Annotated in this window: 15 protein-coding genes; 10 read left to right on the plus strand and 5 right to left on the minus strand. The window is 70.3% G+C overall.

Annotated features, from left to right (window positions below):
- The first annotated feature begins 113 nt into the window (after positions 1-113).
- Positions 114-1,733, plus strand: coding sequence for an ABC-F family ATP-binding cassette domain-containing protein (locus H5411_RS35510; protein WP_101438897.1), 1,620 nt, complete (start codon positions 114-116; stop codon positions 1,731-1,733).
- Here the strand turns inward: H5411_RS35510 and H5411_RS35515 are convergent.
- Positions 1,730-2,236, minus strand: coding sequence for a putative immunity protein (locus H5411_RS35515; protein ID WP_101438896.1), 507 nt, complete (start codon positions 2,234-2,236; stop codon positions 1,730-1,732). The genes H5411_RS35510 and H5411_RS35515 overlap by 4 nt on opposite strands.
- Before the next feature lie 94 nt (positions 2,237-2,330).
- On the opposite strand from H5411_RS35515, the gene H5411_RS35520 reads away from it, so the two are divergent.
- A complete protein-coding gene (locus H5411_RS35520) occupies positions 2,331-2,603 on the plus strand; it encodes a hypothetical protein (protein ID WP_101438895.1) in 273 nt (90 codons plus the stop codon).
- Positions 2,604-2,607: 4 nt separating this feature from the next.
- Here the strand turns inward: H5411_RS35520 and H5411_RS35525 are convergent, their stop codons facing one another.
- A complete protein-coding gene (locus H5411_RS35525; protein WP_101438894.1) occupies positions 2,608-3,660 on the minus strand; it encodes a YeiH family protein in 1,053 nt (350 codons plus the stop codon).
- 96 nt (positions 3,661-3,756) lie between these two features.
- Between H5411_RS35525 and H5411_RS35530 the strand changes: the two genes are divergently transcribed.
- Complete coding sequence (locus H5411_RS35530; RefSeq protein WP_101438893.1) at positions 3,757-4,533, plus strand: GntR family transcriptional regulator; 777 nt, start codon at positions 3,757-3,759, stop codon at positions 4,531-4,533.
- A gap of 236 nt (positions 4,534-4,769) precedes the next feature.
- Here the strand turns inward: H5411_RS35530 and H5411_RS35535 are convergent, their stop codons facing one another.
- A complete protein-coding gene (locus tag H5411_RS35535) occupies positions 4,770-5,561 on the minus strand; it encodes a thioesterase family protein (protein WP_101438892.1) in 792 nt (263 codons plus the stop codon).
- A 195-nt stretch (positions 5,562-5,756) separates the two neighbouring features.
- Here H5411_RS35535 and H5411_RS35540 point away from each other — a divergent pair, with 195 nt between their 5' ends.
- Genes H5411_RS35540 through H5411_RS35550 form a run of 3 tightly spaced genes read left to right on the plus strand, consistent with a single transcriptional unit; the run spans position 5,757 to position 7,813 of the window.
- Positions 5,757-6,155 (plus strand): YciI family protein, encoded by a 399-nt coding sequence (locus H5411_RS35540; protein ID WP_101438891.1) that lies wholly within the window; start codon positions 5,757-5,759, stop codon positions 6,153-6,155.
- Positions 6,155-7,390, plus strand: a complete 1,236-nt coding sequence (locus tag H5411_RS35545) for an RNA polymerase sigma factor (RefSeq protein WP_101438890.1) — start codon at positions 6,155-6,157, stop codon at positions 7,388-7,390. The genes H5411_RS35540 and H5411_RS35545 overlap by 1 nt, the downstream gene beginning before the upstream one ends.
- Positions 7,391-7,420: 30 nt before the next feature.
- Positions 7,421-7,813, plus strand: coding sequence for an Imm1 family immunity protein (locus H5411_RS35550; protein WP_101438889.1), 393 nt, complete (start codon positions 7,421-7,423; stop codon positions 7,811-7,813).
- A gap of 24 nt (positions 7,814-7,837) precedes the next feature.
- Here the strand turns inward: H5411_RS35550 and H5411_RS35555 are convergent, their stop codons facing one another.
- The gene (locus H5411_RS35555; protein WP_101438888.1) at positions 7,838-8,671 is read right to left on the minus strand and encodes an SDR family oxidoreductase; all 834 of its coding nucleotides are present in this window, start codon (positions 8,669-8,671) and stop codon (positions 7,838-7,840) included.
- A 172-nt stretch (positions 8,672-8,843) separates the two neighbouring features.
- Between H5411_RS35555 and H5411_RS35560 the strand changes: the two genes are divergently transcribed.
- The gene (locus tag H5411_RS35560; RefSeq protein WP_101438887.1) at positions 8,844-10,055 is read left to right on the plus strand and encodes a hypothetical protein; all 1,212 of its coding nucleotides are present in this window, start codon (positions 8,844-8,846) and stop codon (positions 10,053-10,055) included.
- 1,509 nt (positions 10,056-11,564) lie between these two features.
- Positions 11,565-12,662 carry an MFS transporter gene (locus H5411_RS35565; protein ID WP_101438886.1) on the plus strand — a complete coding sequence of 366 codons (1,098 nt, stop codon included), beginning with the start codon at positions 11,565-11,567 and terminating at the stop codon, positions 12,660-12,662.
- A 42-nt stretch (positions 12,663-12,704) separates the two neighbouring features.
- On the opposite strand, the gene eno is transcribed toward H5411_RS35565, so the two are convergent.
- Positions 12,705-13,979, minus strand: a complete 1,275-nt coding sequence (gene eno / locus H5411_RS35570) for a phosphopyruvate hydratase (protein ID WP_183126350.1) — start codon at positions 13,977-13,979, stop codon at positions 12,705-12,707.
- Between the two features lie 299 nt (positions 13,980-14,278).
- Here eno and H5411_RS35575 point away from each other — a divergent pair, with 299 nt between their 5' ends.
- Positions 14,279-15,817 (plus strand): purple acid phosphatase family protein, encoded by a 1,539-nt coding sequence (locus tag H5411_RS35575; protein ID WP_183126351.1) that lies wholly within the window; start codon positions 14,279-14,281, stop codon positions 15,815-15,817.
- A gap of 152 nt (positions 15,818-15,969) precedes the next feature.
- Entirely contained in the window at positions 15,970-17,190 is a 1,221-nt protein-coding gene (locus H5411_RS35580) for a cytochrome P450 family protein (protein ID WP_183126352.1), read from the plus strand.
- Positions 17,191-17,193 lie beyond the last annotated feature (3 nt).

Raw genomic sequence — 17,193 nt, forward strand, 5'->3', positions numbered from 1 at the left:
CACCATGTCGTGGAACCGCACATTCGGTGCCGTCGGTGCACCGCCACTGTCCTGTGTGGACGACCGGAAAAACCGTGCGGTGATTCGCGGCGGGCTGGGTAGAGTGCGCGGGCATGGGCCATGTGGAAGCCGCGCATCTGCGCTACGTGCTGCCCGACGGGCGTCCGCTGCTCGGCGACGTCTCGTTCCGGGTCGGCGAGGGCGCGGTCGTGGCGCTGGTCGGCCCTAACGGCGCGGGCAAAACCACGTTGCTGCGGCTGTTGTCGGGAGAGCTGAAGCCGGACGAGGGCGCGGTCACGGTGTCCGGCGGGCTGGGCGTGATGGCGCAGTTCGTCGGATCGGTGCGCGACGAACGCACGGTGCTAGACCTGCTGGTTTCCGTTGCCCCGCAACGGGTTCGCGAGGCCGCCAGGGCGGTCGACGCGGCCGAGGAGCGGATGCTGGAGGTCGACGACGAGGCCGCGCAGATGCGGTACGCGCAGGCGCTCAGCGACTGGGCCGAAGCACGCGGGTACGAGTTCGAGACCACCTGGGACATGTGCACGACCGAGGCGCTCGGCGTGCCGTTCGACCGCGCGCGCTGGCGGCTCGTGCGCACGCTCAGCGGCGGCGAGCAGAAACGCCTGGTGCTGGAAGCGTTGCTGCGCGGGCCGGACGAGGTGCTGCTCCTGGACGAGCCGGACAACTATCTCGACGTCCCCGGCAAACGCTGGCTCGAAGCCCGGCTGAAGGAAACCCGCAAAACCGTCCTGTTCGTGTCGCACGACCGCGAACTGCTCGCGCGAGCGGCGGACAAGATCGTGAGCGTCGAGCCGGGCGGCGACGGCGCGGACGCCTGGGTGCACGGCGGCGGTTTCAGCACGTATCACGAAGCGCGCCAGGAACGGTTCGCCCGCTACGACGAGTTGCGCCGCCGCTGGGACGAGAAGCACGCCCAGCTCAAGCGGCTGGTCCGGGACATGCAGCAGTACGCCGCGCGCAGCGACGAGATGGCGTCGCGGTACAAGGCGGCGCAGACCCGGCTGCGGAAGTTCGAGGAGGCCGGTCCCCCGCCGGAACCGCCGCGCCCGCAGGACATCCGGATGCGGCTGCGCGGCGGCCGCACCGGCGTGCGCGCGGTGACCTGCGCGAATCTGGAGCTGACCGGGCTGATGAAGCCGTTCTCGCTGGAGATCTTCTTCGGCGAGCGCGTCGCGGTGCTCGGCTCGAACGGCTCCGGGAAGTCGCATTTCCTGCGGCTGCTCGCGGGCGGCGATGTCGCGCACACCGGCGAGTGGAAGACCGGCGCGCGAGTGGTGCCCGGCCATTTCGCGCAAACACATGCCCGCCCGGAACTCGCCGGCCGCACGCTGGTCGACGTGCTGTGGACGGAACACGCGGCCGATCGCGGCGCGGCGATGGCCGCGTTGCGCCGGTACGAGCTGCACCGCCAGGGAGAGCAGGCGTTCGACCGGTTGTCCGGCGGGCAGCAGGCGCGGTTCCAGATCCTGTTGCTGGAACTGGCCGGAACCACCGCGCTGCTGCTGGACGAACCGACCGACAACCTCGACCTGGAATCGGCCGAGGCGCTGCAGGACGCGCTGGAGTCGTACGAAGGCACGGTGCTCGCGGTCACGCACGACCGCTGGTTCGCGCGCTCGTTCGACCGCTACCTGGTCTTCGGCTCGGACGGCGTGGTGCGCGAGACCCCGGAGCCGGTCTGGGACGAGCGCCGGGTGGAGCGAGTGCGCTAACCCTTGCGCAGCAAGGCATCGAGCTCACGCACCAACTCCCCTACCCGGCCGCGACCGTCCGGTGCCATCGGATACCGCGACAACACCCGGACCACCACCGGATCGGCAACGGGGCGTGGAGCCGCCAACCCCGCCAGCTCGAACGCGTACGCCGCGTGCCCGGCCGAACCGAGGATGTGCCAGACCTGCGTCGCCTTCGCCAACGGATGCAGAAACGCCGCACCGGCAGCAGCCACAGCGGCCCGCGCGGCCTCGCTCGCCGCGGCCTGAGCGGCGTCGCGGGTTTCCTGATACGCCCGCTGCGCCGCCCACGCACGGTCGCGGATCGCCTTGCTGCGCTGAGCCCCTTCGGCAAACGCGCGAGCCGCCTCGATCGCGTCGTGCGGACGGCGATCGTCCGGACGGGCTCGTTCGAAGATCGGCAGCGCGGGCTCCGCACAGGCCACCGCGTAGGCCGTGACGGCGCGGAGCTCCGACCGGCCGAGTTCGATCTTCTCGGTCATGTGCTTGAACTGTATCGTTGAACCGCCGGTTGGCAGTTCAACGCGGCTTCCAGCAGGAACCTCGAGCGAAACCCTCAACCGGGGAAGGACGGCGGTGGACGAGCGGAGGGCGTGGTCCGAAGCCGACAAGGCGGCCTACCGCCGGTTCGTGCGCACCCACCATCCGGACGTCGGCGGCGACCCGGACCAGTTCGCCGCCGGGCTCCGCGAGTTCCGGCGCGGCCCGCGAAACGAAATCGCCGCGGGGACCGAACCGGCCCCACGCGGCGAATCCTTGGTGTTCGTGCGCCGGAGCCGAGGAGTGCCCCGGCTCCTCGCGGCCCTGGCCGCGCGCAGGCGGCGGAAGCGGAATCCGCGCGTGCGCTAGCGCGTCACATCCCGCCGGTCAGCGCCTGCAGCCCGAGGCTCGACGCGGCGACCGCGATCCACAGAATGGCCCCCATCAGCAGCGGCCGATGTCCCGCCTTGCGCAGGTCGGACGGCTTGAGCGCCAGGCCGATCCCGGCGAGCGCCATGGTGATCAGGAAGGTGCCGAGCGTCGACAGCGGCGCGTGCCACGCCGCCGGGATCCAGCCCGCGCTTTCCACCGTGGCGGCGGCCAGGAAGCCGATCAGGAACGGCGGCACCAGCCGGTGCCAAGGCATGGCGCGCAACGAAACCCGGCCGCCGGCCTGCTTGCGCGCGGCGAGCACGGCCAGGAACAGCACGATCGGAATCAGCGTGAGCGTACGGGTGAGCTTCACGACGAGGCCGTACGCGCCGGCGTCGCCGCCATACGCGTAAGAAGCCGCGACGACGGAAGACGTGTCGTTCACCGCGGTTCCGGCCCACAGGCCGAAGGCGTGCGGCGACATCCCGAGCGCGTGCCCGAGCGGCGGGAAAAGCAGCACCGCGGCGATGTTGAAGGTGAAGATCGTGCCGAGCGCGTAAGCGATATTGGCTTCCTTCGGCTTCAGCACCGCGCTGGTCGCCGCGATCGCGGACGCACCGCAAATGCCGGTGCCGACGCCGATCAGCGTCTGGGTTTCCCCGCGGACGCCGAGCAGCCGGCCGAGCACCCACGCGCCGCCGAGCGCGACCGCGAGCGTGCCGAGCATCACCGGAAGCGACTGCCCGCCGACGTGCACCACCTGCTGGATCGACAGCCCGGTGCCCAGCACGACGATCGACAGCTGGAGCACCGGCCGAGACGCGATGGCGTAGCCCGGGCTGAACCGCCAGCCGCGCAGCCCCGGCACGACCGCGCCGGCGACCGCGCCGAGCAGGATCGCGAGCACCGGTCCGCCGACCACCGGAACGAGCTTGCCGCCCGCCGTCGCGACCGCCGCGACCAGCAGCGCGACCGCGAGACCCGGCACCGGACGGGCGAGCTTGGCCCGCCATTCCGCCGTCGCGCGCGTCGCTCCCAGCGCCGCGCCGGTCACCGGTTCACTCCTGTGCGCACTCTGGCCTCCTCGGTAATGTACGTACATTTAATCTAAGAGCTGTCCGTACATTTGGCAAGAGGTACTGTTCCCGGCATGGGCGAGGCAGAGCTGGTGCGCACCGGCGGACAGCCCCTGTGGCGGCAGTTGCAGCAGCGGCTCCTGGTGCGCATCCGCGCCGGGGAATTCGACAGCGCGTTCCCCGGGGAGCTCGCCCTCGCCGACGAATACAGCGTCAGCAGGCAGACCGTCCGGCAGGCGCTGCGGGAACTGCGCGCGGACGGCACCCTCATCGCCGAACGCGGACGCCAGCCCCGCGTCGCCGCGGCGGCCGAGATCCAGCAGCCGCTCGGCGCGCTCTACAGCCTCTTCGCCGCGGTCGAGGAAGCCGGGCTCGACCAGCACAGCGTCGTGCGCAGGCTCGACATCCGCGCGGACGCGGTGGTCGCCGAACGCCTATCGCTGGAGGGCTCCACTCCCCTGCTGTACTTGGAACGCTTGCGGCTGGCCGGAAACGACCCGCTGGCCGTCGACCGGGTGTGGCTGCCCGCCGACCTCGCCCGGCCGCTGCTGGACGCGGATTTCCAGCACACCAGCCTGTACGGCGAACTCCACCGCCGCACCGGCGTCCGGCTCGACCACGGCGAGGAGCAGATCCGCGCCGTCGTGCCGACGCGAGCCGAACGCACCCTGCTGGGCTGCGGCGAGACTGTGGGCGCGTTCTCCATCGGACGCCTCGGCACCAGCGCGGGCAAACGCATCGAATGGCGGCACACGCTGGTCCGCGGCGACCGGTTCGCGCTGACGGCGGAGTTCTCCGGGCGCACCGGGTACCGCTTGGTCACGACGGGGGCACTGGCCGGAACCCGCTGACCCGGACGCGCCGAGACCGGCCTCAACCAGCCATGAGGATCACTCTGGGTTCCCCGCACTGGCTGCGGAGGCCGTGAGGTGCCCCTTCACGAACGCAGATTTCCGATGCCGGGGAGTGTCGGTGCCGAGGCGCGGCCGCCGAGGTCGAAGGACGGTCGCGGGTCCGGACTGGCTGAGCGGGCCAGCCCTGGTGACCGGGCGCGGGAGTCCGGGAGGATCGAGCAGGGCCGGTCGAGTCAGCCGATCCGGATCCCCGCCAGCTGCGTGCCCTGCGCGACCAGCGTCCCGGCGCTGTCCCATACGTGGCAGGACTCGTCGACCCGCCCGTCGCCGATCAGGTGGGCGCGGTGCAGCACCCGCACCGGTCCGGGAGCCGGGTGGGCCCGGACGTAGGCGGTCAATTCCAGCGTCGGAACCCAGCCGGACGGCGCGACGTCGAGGGTCGCCGGAGGAAGGGCGTCGACCGCGAACAGCAGGCTGACCGGGTCGAACGGCTCATCGCCGGGCAGCGCCAGCAGGGCGCGCAGTTCGCCGCGGCCGCTGGGTCCGTCGGCGAGCGGACGGTCGAACCGCACGTCGATTTCGTCGCGGATCGCGATCGGGATGCCCGACGTCAGCACGGCCGGGCCCCACGGCTCGTCCGCGAACGGCCCGAATTCCGGCCGCGGCACGCCGTCCTGCCAGAACGGCTCGGCCTCGCCGAGGACGCCCAGCGTCAAGAGGGCTTCGACCTGCGGCACGCCGTCCTTGAGCAGCCGTCCGCGCAGCTGCGTCGCGGACCGGCCGGTGCGCAGCACCTCGACCTCGATCTCCGCCGGACCCGGCTCGGGCGAGCGGAGGTAGTGCGCGCTGGCGGCGAGCACGTCCGGATGCCCGGAAACGACGGTCGCCGCGCGGGCGACGGTGGCCAGCAGATAACCGCCGTTCGGGCGGCCGCCGATGGTCCACGCCGGGCTGAGGTCGACGCTGAACTCGGTGTCCGAACGCTGCTTGACCGCCGACACCGCGGCGAAGGTCGTCGTGCTCACGGTCCCTCCAGGTGGGTTGCTTTCCGCAACCTACCTGCTAGACCATCCGGTCGTCCTGGGCAGTGAGACCCACGCCACCCGTTCCGCGAAATTCCCCGGCAAGATGTCCGCGGTGCGTGTCGAGGACGGCGCGCGGGTTCCGTTCCCTTGGCGAGCCCACCCGGAAGCGGCGGGCCGGACACTGGAGGAAACGCTATGCCGAAGTACATGCTCCTGCAGACCTACGCCCAGGGCGAAGGCTGCGACGTCCCGTTGCCGGAGTGGGCCCCGGAGGACATCCGCGCGCACATCCAGTTCCAGCACGTGCTCAACGCCGAGCTCACCGAAGCCGGGGAACTCGTCGAGGCGGAAGGGCTCGCCGGACCGGAAGCGGCGAAGACCGTGGTCGCGGACGGCAAGGGCGGGGCGGTCGTCACCGACGGACCCTTCCCGGAGGGCAAGGAACTGCTGGCCGGATACCGCGTAGTGGACGTCGAATCGGAGGCGCGGGCGCTGGAGATCGCGACCCGGGTCTCGGCCGCGCCCGGTCCGGAGGGCGCGCCGCTGCGGGTGCCGATCGAAGTGCGCCAGGTCATGAGCGCGCCGGAGGTGTGATGACGGAGGTTGAGGACCTGGTGCGCACGCTCGCGCCCCAGGTCCTGGCCGTGCTCGTGCGCCGGTCCGGCGATTTCGGCGCGGCCGAGGACGCGACGCAGGAAGCCCTTCTCGCGGCCGTGCGGCACTGGCCTGCCGAGGGGATCCCGGAGAACCCGCGCGGCTGGCTGCTGCAGACCGCCAGCCGCCGGATCATCGACAGCTTCCGCAGCGACCAGGCTCGGCGGCGGCGCGAGGACGCCGTCGCCGCCGAGCCGCACGGCGCCGAGGTGCCGGACCGGGACGACACGCTGACGCTGTTGTTCCTGTGCGCGCACCCGTCGCTGACCTCGGCGTCGGCGATCGCGCTGACGTTGCGGGCGGTCGGCGGGCTGACGACCGCGGAGATCGCCAGCGCGTTCCTCGTGCCGGAAACCACGATGGCGCAACGGATCAGCCGGGCGAAGGCGAAAATCAAGAAGTCCGGCCTGCCGTTCCGGATGCCCGCCGCGGACGAGCGGCAGGCGCGGCTGCGGTCCGTGCTGCACGTGCTGTACTTGGTGTTCAACGAGGGATACACGAGCAGCGGGGGCCCCAGCCTGCACCGGACCGAACTGTCCGCCGAGGCGATCCGCCTGGCCCGGCTGCTGCACGCCGCGCTCCCGGACGACGGGGAGGCGACCGGCTTGCTCGCGCTGATGCTGCTCACCGACGCCCGCCGCCCGGCCCGCACCGGCCCGGACGGCGAGCTCATCCCGCTCGCCGATCAGGACCGGGCGCGATGGGACCGTTCGCTGATCCGGGAAGGAGTCGCGCTGATCACCGACGCGCTGACCCGCGATGGCCTCGGCGAATACCGCCTGCAAGCCGCGATCGCCGCGACGCATGACATCGCACTGCGGGCCGAAGACACGGATTGGCCGCGTGTGCTCACGCTGTACACGCGGCTCGAGGCGCTCACCGGCAACCCGGTCGTCGCGCTCAATCGCGCGATCGCGACGGCAATGGTGCACGGGCCGGACGCCGGGCTCGCGATGCTCGCCGGACTCGACGACCGGCTCCCCGACCACCACCGCCTCGCCGCCGCCCGCGCGCATCTGCTGGAACTGGCCGGCGAACGAGAGGAAGCCGTCCGCCACTACACCGCGGCCGCCGCGCGCACCGGAAACACCGCCGAGCAGCGCTATCTGACGCTGCGCGCGGCCCGGCTCCGCACTGGCCATTCCACAAGCCGCTCGCCGATCGGCACCGAGTAGTATCAGGACACTTCACGAGCGGAGCGCACCATGGCGAGCATCGAAGACGCCCGTCGCCGGACCGGGTACGACGTCACCGAGGCGACTGTCGACGACGTGCTGTCCGCCCTCCGCTCCGCCGAACCGCCGACGCCGGGCACCGGGATCGTGTGGTGGCTGTACGCGGGCCGCAAGCCGCGGACGCCGTACCTGGTCGCCGGGTTGCGCGGCGCGCGAGGAAGCCTGGCGTGGCACGAAAACGGCGAGACCTTCCTGCCCGCGGACGGCGTGGGCGAGGAGCCGGTCGACTACTTCAGTCTTCAGGGCGCGCACTTCCCGCAGCCCTCCGGGAGCGAGGTCTCCGCCGAGGAAGTGCTGCGCGCGGTCCGGGAACTGTGCGAATCCCGGACGCGACCCGCCTGCGTTTCCTGGAAGCCCGCCTAGCTCGTGTCCACATCGGACTGTTCGTTACCTCGGCGCGAAGTCGTCCTTGTGCGCCCGCGCCCACTCGCGGAATGACGTCGCTCGGCCCGCGAACCGTTCCACGGTGTTGTTCACCGGCGCCACCCGGCCCACCGCCGCCTCCTCCACGTCCATCAGATGCTCCAGGACCGCCGCGGGCATCCACTCCGGACGCCGGGCCAGGGCCTCGCTCCGCGTTTCGGTGACCACTTCGATCGAGCGACCCAACTCCTCCGCAAGGGTTTCCACTACCGCACGCTGCGTCATCGACTCCGGTCCCGTCACCGCCAGCATCCGCCCTGGATAGCTACGCTCAGTGAGCAGCTTCGCGGCAACCGCGGCTACGTCCGCCTCCGCCGTCGGCGTGAACTGCGACTCCGGAGAGAAGAGCCGCACCGGTTCCCCCGCCCGGATCGCCGCACCCCAGTCGCGCCGGGCATTGCCCGCCAGCCAGCCCGGATACAGCACCGTGAACGGCAGTCCGGACTCCGCCACCGCCGTCTCCGCGGGCAGATGCCCCAGCCGGATCGGATTGTCGGCAGCTCCCTCGTAGACGTCCGGTGAGGACAGCAGCACGACGTACGACACTCCTGTTTTTCGCGCCGCAGCAAGGAAGTGCACCGCACCGTTCGGCCGTGTCGGGTACAGGAAGATCGCGTCCACGCCGCGCAGCGCATCCTCGAACCCGCTCTCCGCCGTGAGATCCAGCGACACCGCGTCCGGCAAATCCAGCACGGCCGCGTCGCGCGCCGACCCTCTCACCTCGTGCCCGCCCTCGCGGAGCACCCGGACGACCTCGCTCCCGACATTCCCGCGCGCCCCCGTCACCAGGATGGTCATCCGCACACTTCCTTTGCTCTTAAATTAACTTTACTTGCAAAGCTAACTCGGTGACTCACCGCTGTCAACCTGGGCCCCTGGTACACGACCGGGCGAGATCGTTGTATGGATCGTGTACGGATCCCTCCGACACTCCGGCAGTTCGATTCGGACGAGTGAAGGGAGATCCGTCGTGGTCGGGAATCTGACGGTCCGGCGCACGGTCGCCGCACTGCTCGCCGCGGGGGCGGTCACCGCAGTCGCGACGCCCGTGAGCGCTGCCGAGGCTTCTGGCGCCTGGCGAGCCGATCTGTCCTCAGTGGACAGCGACGACGTCAATGTCACCGCCTCCAGCGGCACGCTGACGCTGCGGGACTCCACATGGAGACCCGCCGACCAGGCCGCGGGAAGCGAGGGCTACCTGCTCTCCGCCGAACGGCGCCTGCCCGCGCCGGTGAACCGGGTAGCCGCCGAGATCTCCGCCGACGCGCCCCAAGGCACCTCTGTCGACGTCGACGTCCGCGGCCGCTCCGGCGCCGACGACTGGACGGAGTGGGTCCCCGCCGGCACCGCACTCCCCCGGGCGGTGAGCGTCGTGCAGACCAGGATCACCCTGTCCAGCACCACCGCCGCCCGCCCCACCGTGCGCGACGTCGAATTGACCGGATCCCTGACCCCACAGGCGAACGCCCTCGTCGCGGCCACTCCGCTCACCTACACCGTCTACGCCACCCGCGAAGGCCTCGCCGGCCACACCACCGCGAACGGCCACACAATCGCGAGCAACGACCACTTCGTCGCGCTTCCGTCCGGAAAAGCCTTGTCGCCCAAGGGAACCGGCAACTACAGCGTGCGCGTGTGCAAGACGGACAACAGCCGCTGCGAATACGCGCCGGTGTGGGACGTCGGCCCGTGGAACACCAAGAACGACTACTGGAACCCGTCCTCGGTGCGCGCGGAGTACAAGGACCTGCCGCAAGGCCAGCCCGAGGCGTACGCCGCCTACCACAACGGCTACAACGGCGGCCGGGACGATCTCGGGTACAAGGTCGGCAACCCGGCGGGCATCGACCTGGCCGACGGCACCTTCAGCTCCGGCGTCGGCCTCGGCGACAACGGAAACGTGAAGGTCACCTACCTCTGGACAGGTTCCGCCGCGGCGACTGGCCTGGTCCAAACGGCAGGAGACCCGGTGAACGTCCGGTCGGGCGCGCACACGTCCTCGTCGGTGAAAGGCCTGGCGGCGAACTACGCCAGGGTGAACATCGAATGCTACGTCAACGGGGACTCCGTGACCGGGAAGTTCGGCACGAGCAAGATCTGGGACCGGATCGGGCCCGGACACTACATCTCGGACACCTACGTGAAGACCGGCTCGGACCAGCCGGTGGCACCGCTCTGCTGAGGTGACTGGGGGTGCCGGTGCGGAGCCATGGGGCTGGCTCCGCACCGGCGACTCCGACCTGCCCAACCGGTGCGGACCGACCGGTCGTGCCGCACTTCTGATGTGACTGGGGGGCGCCGGTGCGGAACCTGGGGCTGGTTCCGCACCGGTCGCTCCGCCCGATGCGGCCGGTGCGGCCGGTGCGCACCAGCCGGTCGCGCCACACTGCTCAGTCGCCTGGGCACCCGTGCGGAGCCTGAGGGCTGGCTCCGCACCGGCGACTCCGACCGATGCGCTTCCCTCGGCTACAGCTCGTGCACCCCTCTTGCTGAGCAGTTTCTCGTCAACGTGGCCTCGTGAGGATTCACTGCCTGGTCCTCGCTCCGCAGGATCTTCTTGGCGCGGACTGCGTCTCCGAATTCCCTCAGCCGTTCTTCATCACTGGCTCCATCGCCAAGTGATCGACCCTTCGCGGCCCTCTTTCCTTTCGCCGCAACTCATCTCTCGGGCCCGTCTTCGCAATCCCTTTGCACTGCACGAAGAGATGCTCCCTGATGGGCAAAGCCCGCCCCGCCCCCGGATTCGAATACTCCGGGCAATCGACGGCTTGCCCCATCACCCTCGGCTGAGCCGAGCCCGCATCGCGGAACAACCAGCCGCGCATATCGCGCACGACACTCCAAGCACGGCACGGTAAGGTTCGAGACATGACGTCTCCGGAGGCCAGCAGACGGTAGCCGCCCAGCCGCAAGCTGGGCGGCGGAGTGACGGGTACCGGGTTTGCTCCCGGGCTGGGCTGACCAGCGGAAGCTTGACCACAGACACCGCACTGTTGAGCCGTAAGCTGTTGCCTCGGTCAGGTTCCCGTGCGTGCGCCGGTCCTCACCGGCATAAACACTCACGACTGCGACGGGCGCAGCGACCGCGCCATCGGCAAGGTTCGCAAAGCCTGCGTCAGGCGGCCAGGTCGTGGTGAAGTCCGGTGTCACAGGCAAAGTCTGTCGTTGGCGGACTCGTCTGCGCGGAGCCTGAGCACAGCAGCGCCAGCGGCAAAGCAGGCTCGCATCGTGGCACGGCTGGGTTCACGCTGCCCAGCCGCGAATGGCAAAGGCCACGCACAGCGACCGGCCGTCAGCGGCAAAGCCTGCGCACCGCAACAGCACCACGGCTTTCTCTGCACGGCAAGGCCTGCCCATCAAAGCCATGGCCTGCTCACTGCAGCAGAACCAGCACGGGGACCGTTGTGCGCGGCTGGGCCGAGACGAGGCCACGACAACCACGTCGTAGCAAGGCTCGCCTGTCGCAACTGCAGCCGCTGACGAAGCCTGCGCGCCCGAGCCACGGCCAGGCGTCCCCGAGCCATCGCCCAGCGAACGCACGGCTGGCTCAAGGCGACGCACAGCCAACGCGAGCTGGCTCAACCCAACCCGCGGCCGCGGCACACAAGCCCAAGGCACCCCACTCCGCACCCGAACTGTCCGCATCCCCCCGCGTCCCACCGACGCTCCAGTCATCCGGAGTCGATTCCTCTTGCCTCCCGTCCTTTTCCTCCTCGCCGCCGCGGTCTTCGCGCAAGGCACGTCCGAGTTCGTCCTTTCCGGGCTGCTCCCCCAGATCGCCGCTGGCACCGGCGTCTCTCTCGGCACCGCCGGGCTGCTTACGTCCCTTTTCGCGGCCGGAATGGTCGTCGGCGCACCAGTACTGGCGATGCTTGGCAGCAAACTGCCGCGCAAGCTCGCGCTCCTCGCCTTCCTCGGCCTTTTCAGCGGAGTACACGTCATCGGCGCCCTCACCACCGATTTCCCGCTCCTGCTCGCCACCCGGGCGCTCGCGGCGTTCGCCAACGCTGGGTTTCTCGCCGTAGCACTCGCGTCGCTGCCGTCGCTCGTCCCGGCGGACGCCGTTGGGCGGGCGACTTCCGTGTTGCTGTCCGGTGTCACGCTCGCGTGCATCGTCGGCGTTCCGGCCGGGACGGTGCTCGGCCAGTACGCCGGGTGGCAGGCCGCGTTCTGGGCCATCGCGGCGATCACCGCGGTGGCCGCCGCCGCGTTGACCACCACCTCGTTCGACGACCCGCCATCGGCTAGCCCGGTGGTTCGCGAGTGGCGCGTCCTCGCCCAGCCTTGCGTCGCGGCCATCGTGGGCAAGGGAATTCTCGTCAACGGCGGGACGTTCGCCGCCTTCACCTATCTCGGCACGATGACCGCCCCGACAGGGTGGGTTCCGGTTGTACTGGCGGCTTTCGGAGTGGGATCGTTCGTCGGCGTCACGATCGCGGGCAAGGCAGGTCCGAAGATGCTCAAGGCGGGCACGGCGGTGCTGACCGCCGTGTGGGTGGCGGCGTTCTTCGCGGCGCAGAGCCTTCCGGGGCTCCTCATAGCCGCGTTGCTCACCGGGGCGACGGCGTTCGGCGTCGGATCCGCGCTGATCGCTGCGATCGTCACTACCGCCGGCAATGCGGCACCCCGGGTGGCCGGGGCGATCGCGACCACGGCGTTCAACCTCGGCGCCGTGGTCGGGCCCGCGGTGGCGGGGGCCTTCGTCCTCGATGCCACGCAGGCGCGGGCGGCGTTCTGGGTCAGCGCGGCCTTCACCGCCGCGGCGATGCTCCTGCGGGTCAAGAAATAGAGAAAGGCGGCCCGGGCCAGTGAAAAGCCCGGGCCGCCTGGCTCAGCGCAGGGTGTCCCAGCCCGCGTAGCGAGCCTCGGTGCCCAGCTCTTCCTCGATGCGGATCAGCTGGTTGTATTTCGCCGTGCGGTCGGACCTCGACAGCGAACCGGTCTTGATCTGGCCGCATCCGGTGGCCACCGCGAGGTCGGCGATGGTGGTGTCCTCGGTCTCGCCCGAACGGTGCGACATGACCGCCGAGTAGCCCGCCTTGTGCGCGGTGTCGACCGCGGCCAGCGTCTCGGTCAGGGTGCCGATCTGGTTGACCTTGATGAGGATCGAGTTGGCGATGCCGCGCTCGATGCCGTCGCGCAGGATCTCGACGTTCGTGCAGAACAGGTCGTCGCCGACGAGCTGCACGCGGTCGCCGATGCCGTCGGTCAGCTGCTTCCAGCCGGCGTAGTCGTCCTGCGCCAGGCCGTCCTCGATCGACACGATCGGGAAGCGCTCGGTCAGCTCGGTCAGGTACGCGACGTGCTCCTCGACGCTGCGCTTGCGGCCCTCGCCGGTGTAGTCGTAGACGCCGTCGCGGTAGAACTCCGACGCCGCCGGGTCCAGCAGCAGCGCGATGTCCTTGCCCGGCTCGTACCCGGTCTTCTCGATCGCGCGGACCACGAACTCGAGCGCCTCGTCCGCCGACCCCAGCTGCGGTGCGAACCCGCCCTCGTCTCCGACATTCGTGTTGTGTCCCGCTTCGTGCAGCGATTTCCGCAGCGTGTGGAACACCTCCGAGCCCATCCGCACGGCCTCGGCGAACGACGACGCGCCGACCGGGCCGATCATGAACTCCTGGAAGTCGATCGGGTTGTCCGCGTGCGCACCGCCGTTGACGATGTTCATCATCGGCATCGGCAGCAGGTGCGCGTAGACCCCGCCGACGTAGCGGTACAGCGGCAGCGTGTTCGCCGCGGCGGCCGCCTTCGCCACCGCCAGCGAGACCCCGAGCGTCGCGTTCGCGCCGAGGCGGGCCTTGTTCTCGGTGCCGTCGAGGGCGATCAGCGCGCGGTCGACATCGGCCTGCGCCTCGGCCTCCATGCCGACCACGGCGTCGGCGATCTCGCCGTTCACCGCGTCGATCGCCTTGCGCACGCCCTTGCCGTGGAACCGCTTCGCTTCGCCGTCCCGCAGCTCAACGGCCTCGCGCGTGCCGGTGGAGGCCCCGGACGGCACCGCCGCCCTGCCCGCCGACCCGTCCGCCAGCACCACGTCGACCTCGACCGTCGGGTTGCCCCGGCTGTCGAGCACCTCACGGCCCCGGACCCGGACGATGGCTGTCATAACGCTCCTCGGAGGTTCGAGCCGAAGCACTCAGCGCACGCTCCGTGAAGCGCTCCGGCGGCAACGCGGCACCACGGCGAGCCGCACGTCAGACCGGAGGCTAGCAGAAACCTACTGAATCGATCCCGCTCAGCCGGGAGATTCCACTGAGGACAGTCCGGAAGCCGTTTCCCGGCAAAGAGAACGAACCGGAAATCGTCCGGCGGACAACTTCACGCCCCGGACAGCTCGCGTTCATCGCCGGGCCGCGCGGCGAGCATAGCTTCGCTTCCGCCTGGGAGCCGGAGGAGGCCGTCGCCATGTCCAACACCGTCAGCCGTCGAGGAGCATTGGGCCTCATGGGAGCAAGCGCTGCCTTACCACTGCTCGGCACTGGTACGGCAGCAGCCGCGCCGCTTTCCCCGGCCCCGGGCGGAGGCGGCGCGACGCCGGTGCAGGGTTTGCATCTCACGTTCGGCCGCGATCCCGCGCGGCAGATGGTGGTTTCGTGGCTCACCGACGGACCGGTCCGCCGTCCCCGCGTCCTCTACGGCACGCTCGACGACGGCTTCGGCTCGTACGCGCCCGCAGTCACCCGGACCTACCTCGACGGCGATTCCAACCGCACGGTCTGGGTGCACCACGCCGAGATCAACCGGCTCAGCCCGAACACCGAGTACCTCTACGTCGCCCAGCACGACGGCGCGACGCCCGACGCGGGCACGTTCCGCACCGCGCCCGGCGGCCGGTCCGCGTTCACCTTCACCAGCTTCGGCGACCAGTCGGCGCCGCAGGTCACCTGGGATCTCAAGGGCGCGCCCGCGCTCGACTTCTTCTCGACGCCGGCCACGAAGGACATCGTCACCGGCATCGAAACCGTCGCGCCGCTGTTCCACCTGCTCAACGGCGACCTCTGCTACGCCAACCTCGACGTCGACCGCGTCCGCACCTGGAACAACTTCTTCACCAACAACACCCGTTCGGCGCGGTACCGGCCGTGGATGCCCGCCGCGGGCAACCACGAGATCGAGAAGAAGAACGGCGCGATCGGAATGGACGCCTACCAGGCGTACTTCCAGCTGCCCTCGACCGAAACCGATCCGGAACTCGCCGGCCTCTGGTACGGCTTCACCGTCGGCTCGGTCCGGGTGATCGTGCTGCAGAACGACGACAACTGCCTGCAGGACGGCGGCGACGTCTACGTCAACGGGTACTCCGGCGGACGGCAGCTGGCCTGGCTGGAGAAAGAACTCGCCGCGGCGCGGGCGTCGCGCGACGTGGACTGGATCGTCGTCGCGATGCACCAGGTCATGATCAGCACCTCCGACGCGAACGGCGCTGACCTGGGCCTGCGCGAGAAGTACGGCCCGCTGTTCGACCGCTACGGCGTCGACCTCGTGCTCTGCGGCCACGAACACGACTACGAACGCTCCCTCGCCGTGCACGGCGTCGTCGCGGAAAGCGAGACGCTGACGCCGAATCCGGTGTCCGACGCGACCGACAACATCGACGCCACGCACGGCACCGTGCACATGATTCTCGGCGGAGGCGGCGTCTCCGGAACCACCAACGGCAGCTTCTTCAAGGACGGCACCGGAAAGGTGCTGACCGCCGTCGCGGACAAGCGGGATCCGGCCACGGGCAAGCGGAAACCGACCTACGTGCGCGAAAAAGCGGTGTGGAGCGCGGTGCGCGACCTCGACCACCCCTACGGCTTCGCCGCGTTCACCGTGGACCCCGGGCACCGTCCGGGAGGAACGACGACCATGCACGTGACCTACTACAACGTGAACAAGCCGACCGGCGAGCTGTCGGTGTTCGAGCGGTTCTCGCTGCACCGCAAGCGCGCCGACGGCTGACGTCAACCCCTTCTCCGGCCTGGTCCGGACCACCCCTCAAGCCGGACAGGACACTCGTCAGCCGCGTTACGCTTGCCGCGGACCCGGTGGCCGCAACGGACACCTCCCTCATCGTCAGTCCGTTGTGGACCATCGGGCCGCGAGGAGCGCCCATGGACCACGCCGTGACCCCCTTTCTGCTGGACCCGGCGGCGCCGGACGTGCACGGCGAGGGCGCCCGGCTTCGCGCCCGCGGACCGCTGACCGTGGTCGAACTGCCGGGCGGCGTGCTCGCCTGGTCGGTCACCAGCCTGCCGCTGCTGCGCGCCCTGCTCGCCGACCCGCGCGTGTCGAAGGACGCCCGGCAGCACTGGCCTGCCTACCGGGACGGGGCGATCTCGTCCGACTGGTCGCTGCACATCTGGGTTTCGGTGCGGAACATGTTCACCGCCTGCGGCGACGAGCATCGTCGGCTGCGATCGTTGGTGTCCAAGGCTTTCGCCCCCGGCCGGATCGCCGCGCTGCGCCCGGTGGTCGCCGAAATCGTCGACGGCCTGCTCACCGGCCTCGACGCCGGGCCGGCGGAGACCGACCTGCGCGAGCACTACTGCTATCGGCTGCCGATCGAGGTGATCTGCCGGCTGACCGGCGTCCCCGAAGAAGCGCGGCCGGGCCTGCGCACCGCGGTGGCCGGGATCTTCGCGACGTCGGCGACCGCGGAAGAAGCGACCGCGAACGTCGAGCTGCTGTATGGAATTCTCGCCGACCTCGTCGAACAGCGGCGCGCCGAACCGGGTGACGACCTCGCGAGCGCCCTGATCACCGCACGCGATTCGGACGGCTCCCGGCTCAGCGAAGCCGAACTCGTGGACACGCTGATCCTGGTGATCACCGCTGGCCACGAGACGACGGTCAACCTGCTCGACCAGGCCGTGACCGCGCTGCTCACTCATCCCGCACAGCTGCGGCAGGTCCTCGACGGAACGTGCGCCTGGCCGGACGTGGTGGACGAGACTTTGCGCTGGCAGGCACCGATTTCGCACCTGCCGCTGCGGTTCGCGCGGGAGGACATCGAGGTCGAGGGCACGACCATCCGCGCGGGCGACCCGATCCTCGCGTCCTTCGGCCCCGCCGGACGCGACGAGAGCCACCACGGCCCGGACGCGAACGAGTTCGACCTGTCCCGCAAGGACAAAACCGCGCTCGCGTTCGGCCATGGCGTGCACTATTGCCTCGGTGCGCAGCTCGCCCGGATGGAAGCGGAGCTCGCGCTGCCCGCGTTGTTCGAGAGATTCCCGGGTCTGGCGCTGGCCGTGGACGAGGAGAAGCTGGAGCCGGTGCCGTCGTTCATCACCAACGGGCACGTGACTTTGCCGGTGCGGTTGCGGGGCTAGGCG

Source organism: Amycolatopsis echigonensis (genome assembly GCF_014174495.1).
Taxonomy (GTDB): Bacteria; Actinomycetota; Actinomycetes; order Mycobacteriales; family Pseudonocardiaceae; genus Amycolatopsis; species Amycolatopsis echigonensis.

Coding starts and splice junctions, on each gene's coding strand:
- H5411_RS35510 (WP_101438897.1), top strand. CDS start 114: ATGGGCCATGTGGAAGCCGCGCATCTGCGCTACGTGCTGCCCGACGGG.
- H5411_RS35515 (WP_101438896.1), bottom strand. CDS start 2,236: ATGACCGAGAAGATCGAACTCGGCCGGTCGGAGCTCCGCGCCGTCACG.
- H5411_RS35530 (WP_101438893.1), top strand. CDS start 3,757: ATGGGCGAGGCAGAGCTGGTGCGCACCGGCGGACAGCCCCTGTGGCGG.
- H5411_RS35540 (WP_101438891.1), top strand. CDS start 5,757: ATGCCGAAGTACATGCTCCTGCAGACCTACGCCCAGGGCGAAGGCTGC.
- H5411_RS35545 (WP_101438890.1), top strand. CDS start 6,155: ATGACGGAGGTTGAGGACCTGGTGCGCACGCTCGCGCCCCAGGTCCTG.
- H5411_RS35550 (WP_101438889.1), top strand. CDS start 7,421: ATGGCGAGCATCGAAGACGCCCGTCGCCGGACCGGGTACGACGTCACC.
- H5411_RS35555 (WP_101438888.1), bottom strand. CDS start 8,671: ATGACCATCCTGGTGACGGGGGCGCGCGGGAATGTCGGGAGCGAGGTC.
- eno (WP_183126350.1), bottom strand. CDS start 13,979: ATGACAGCCATCGTCCGGGTCCGGGGCCGTGAGGTGCTCGACAGCCGG.
- H5411_RS35575 (WP_183126351.1), top strand. CDS start 14,279: ATGTCCAACACCGTCAGCCGTCGAGGAGCATTGGGCCTCATGGGAGCA.
- H5411_RS35580 (WP_183126352.1), top strand. CDS start 15,970: ATGGACCACGCCGTGACCCCCTTTCTGCTGGACCCGGCGGCGCCGGAC.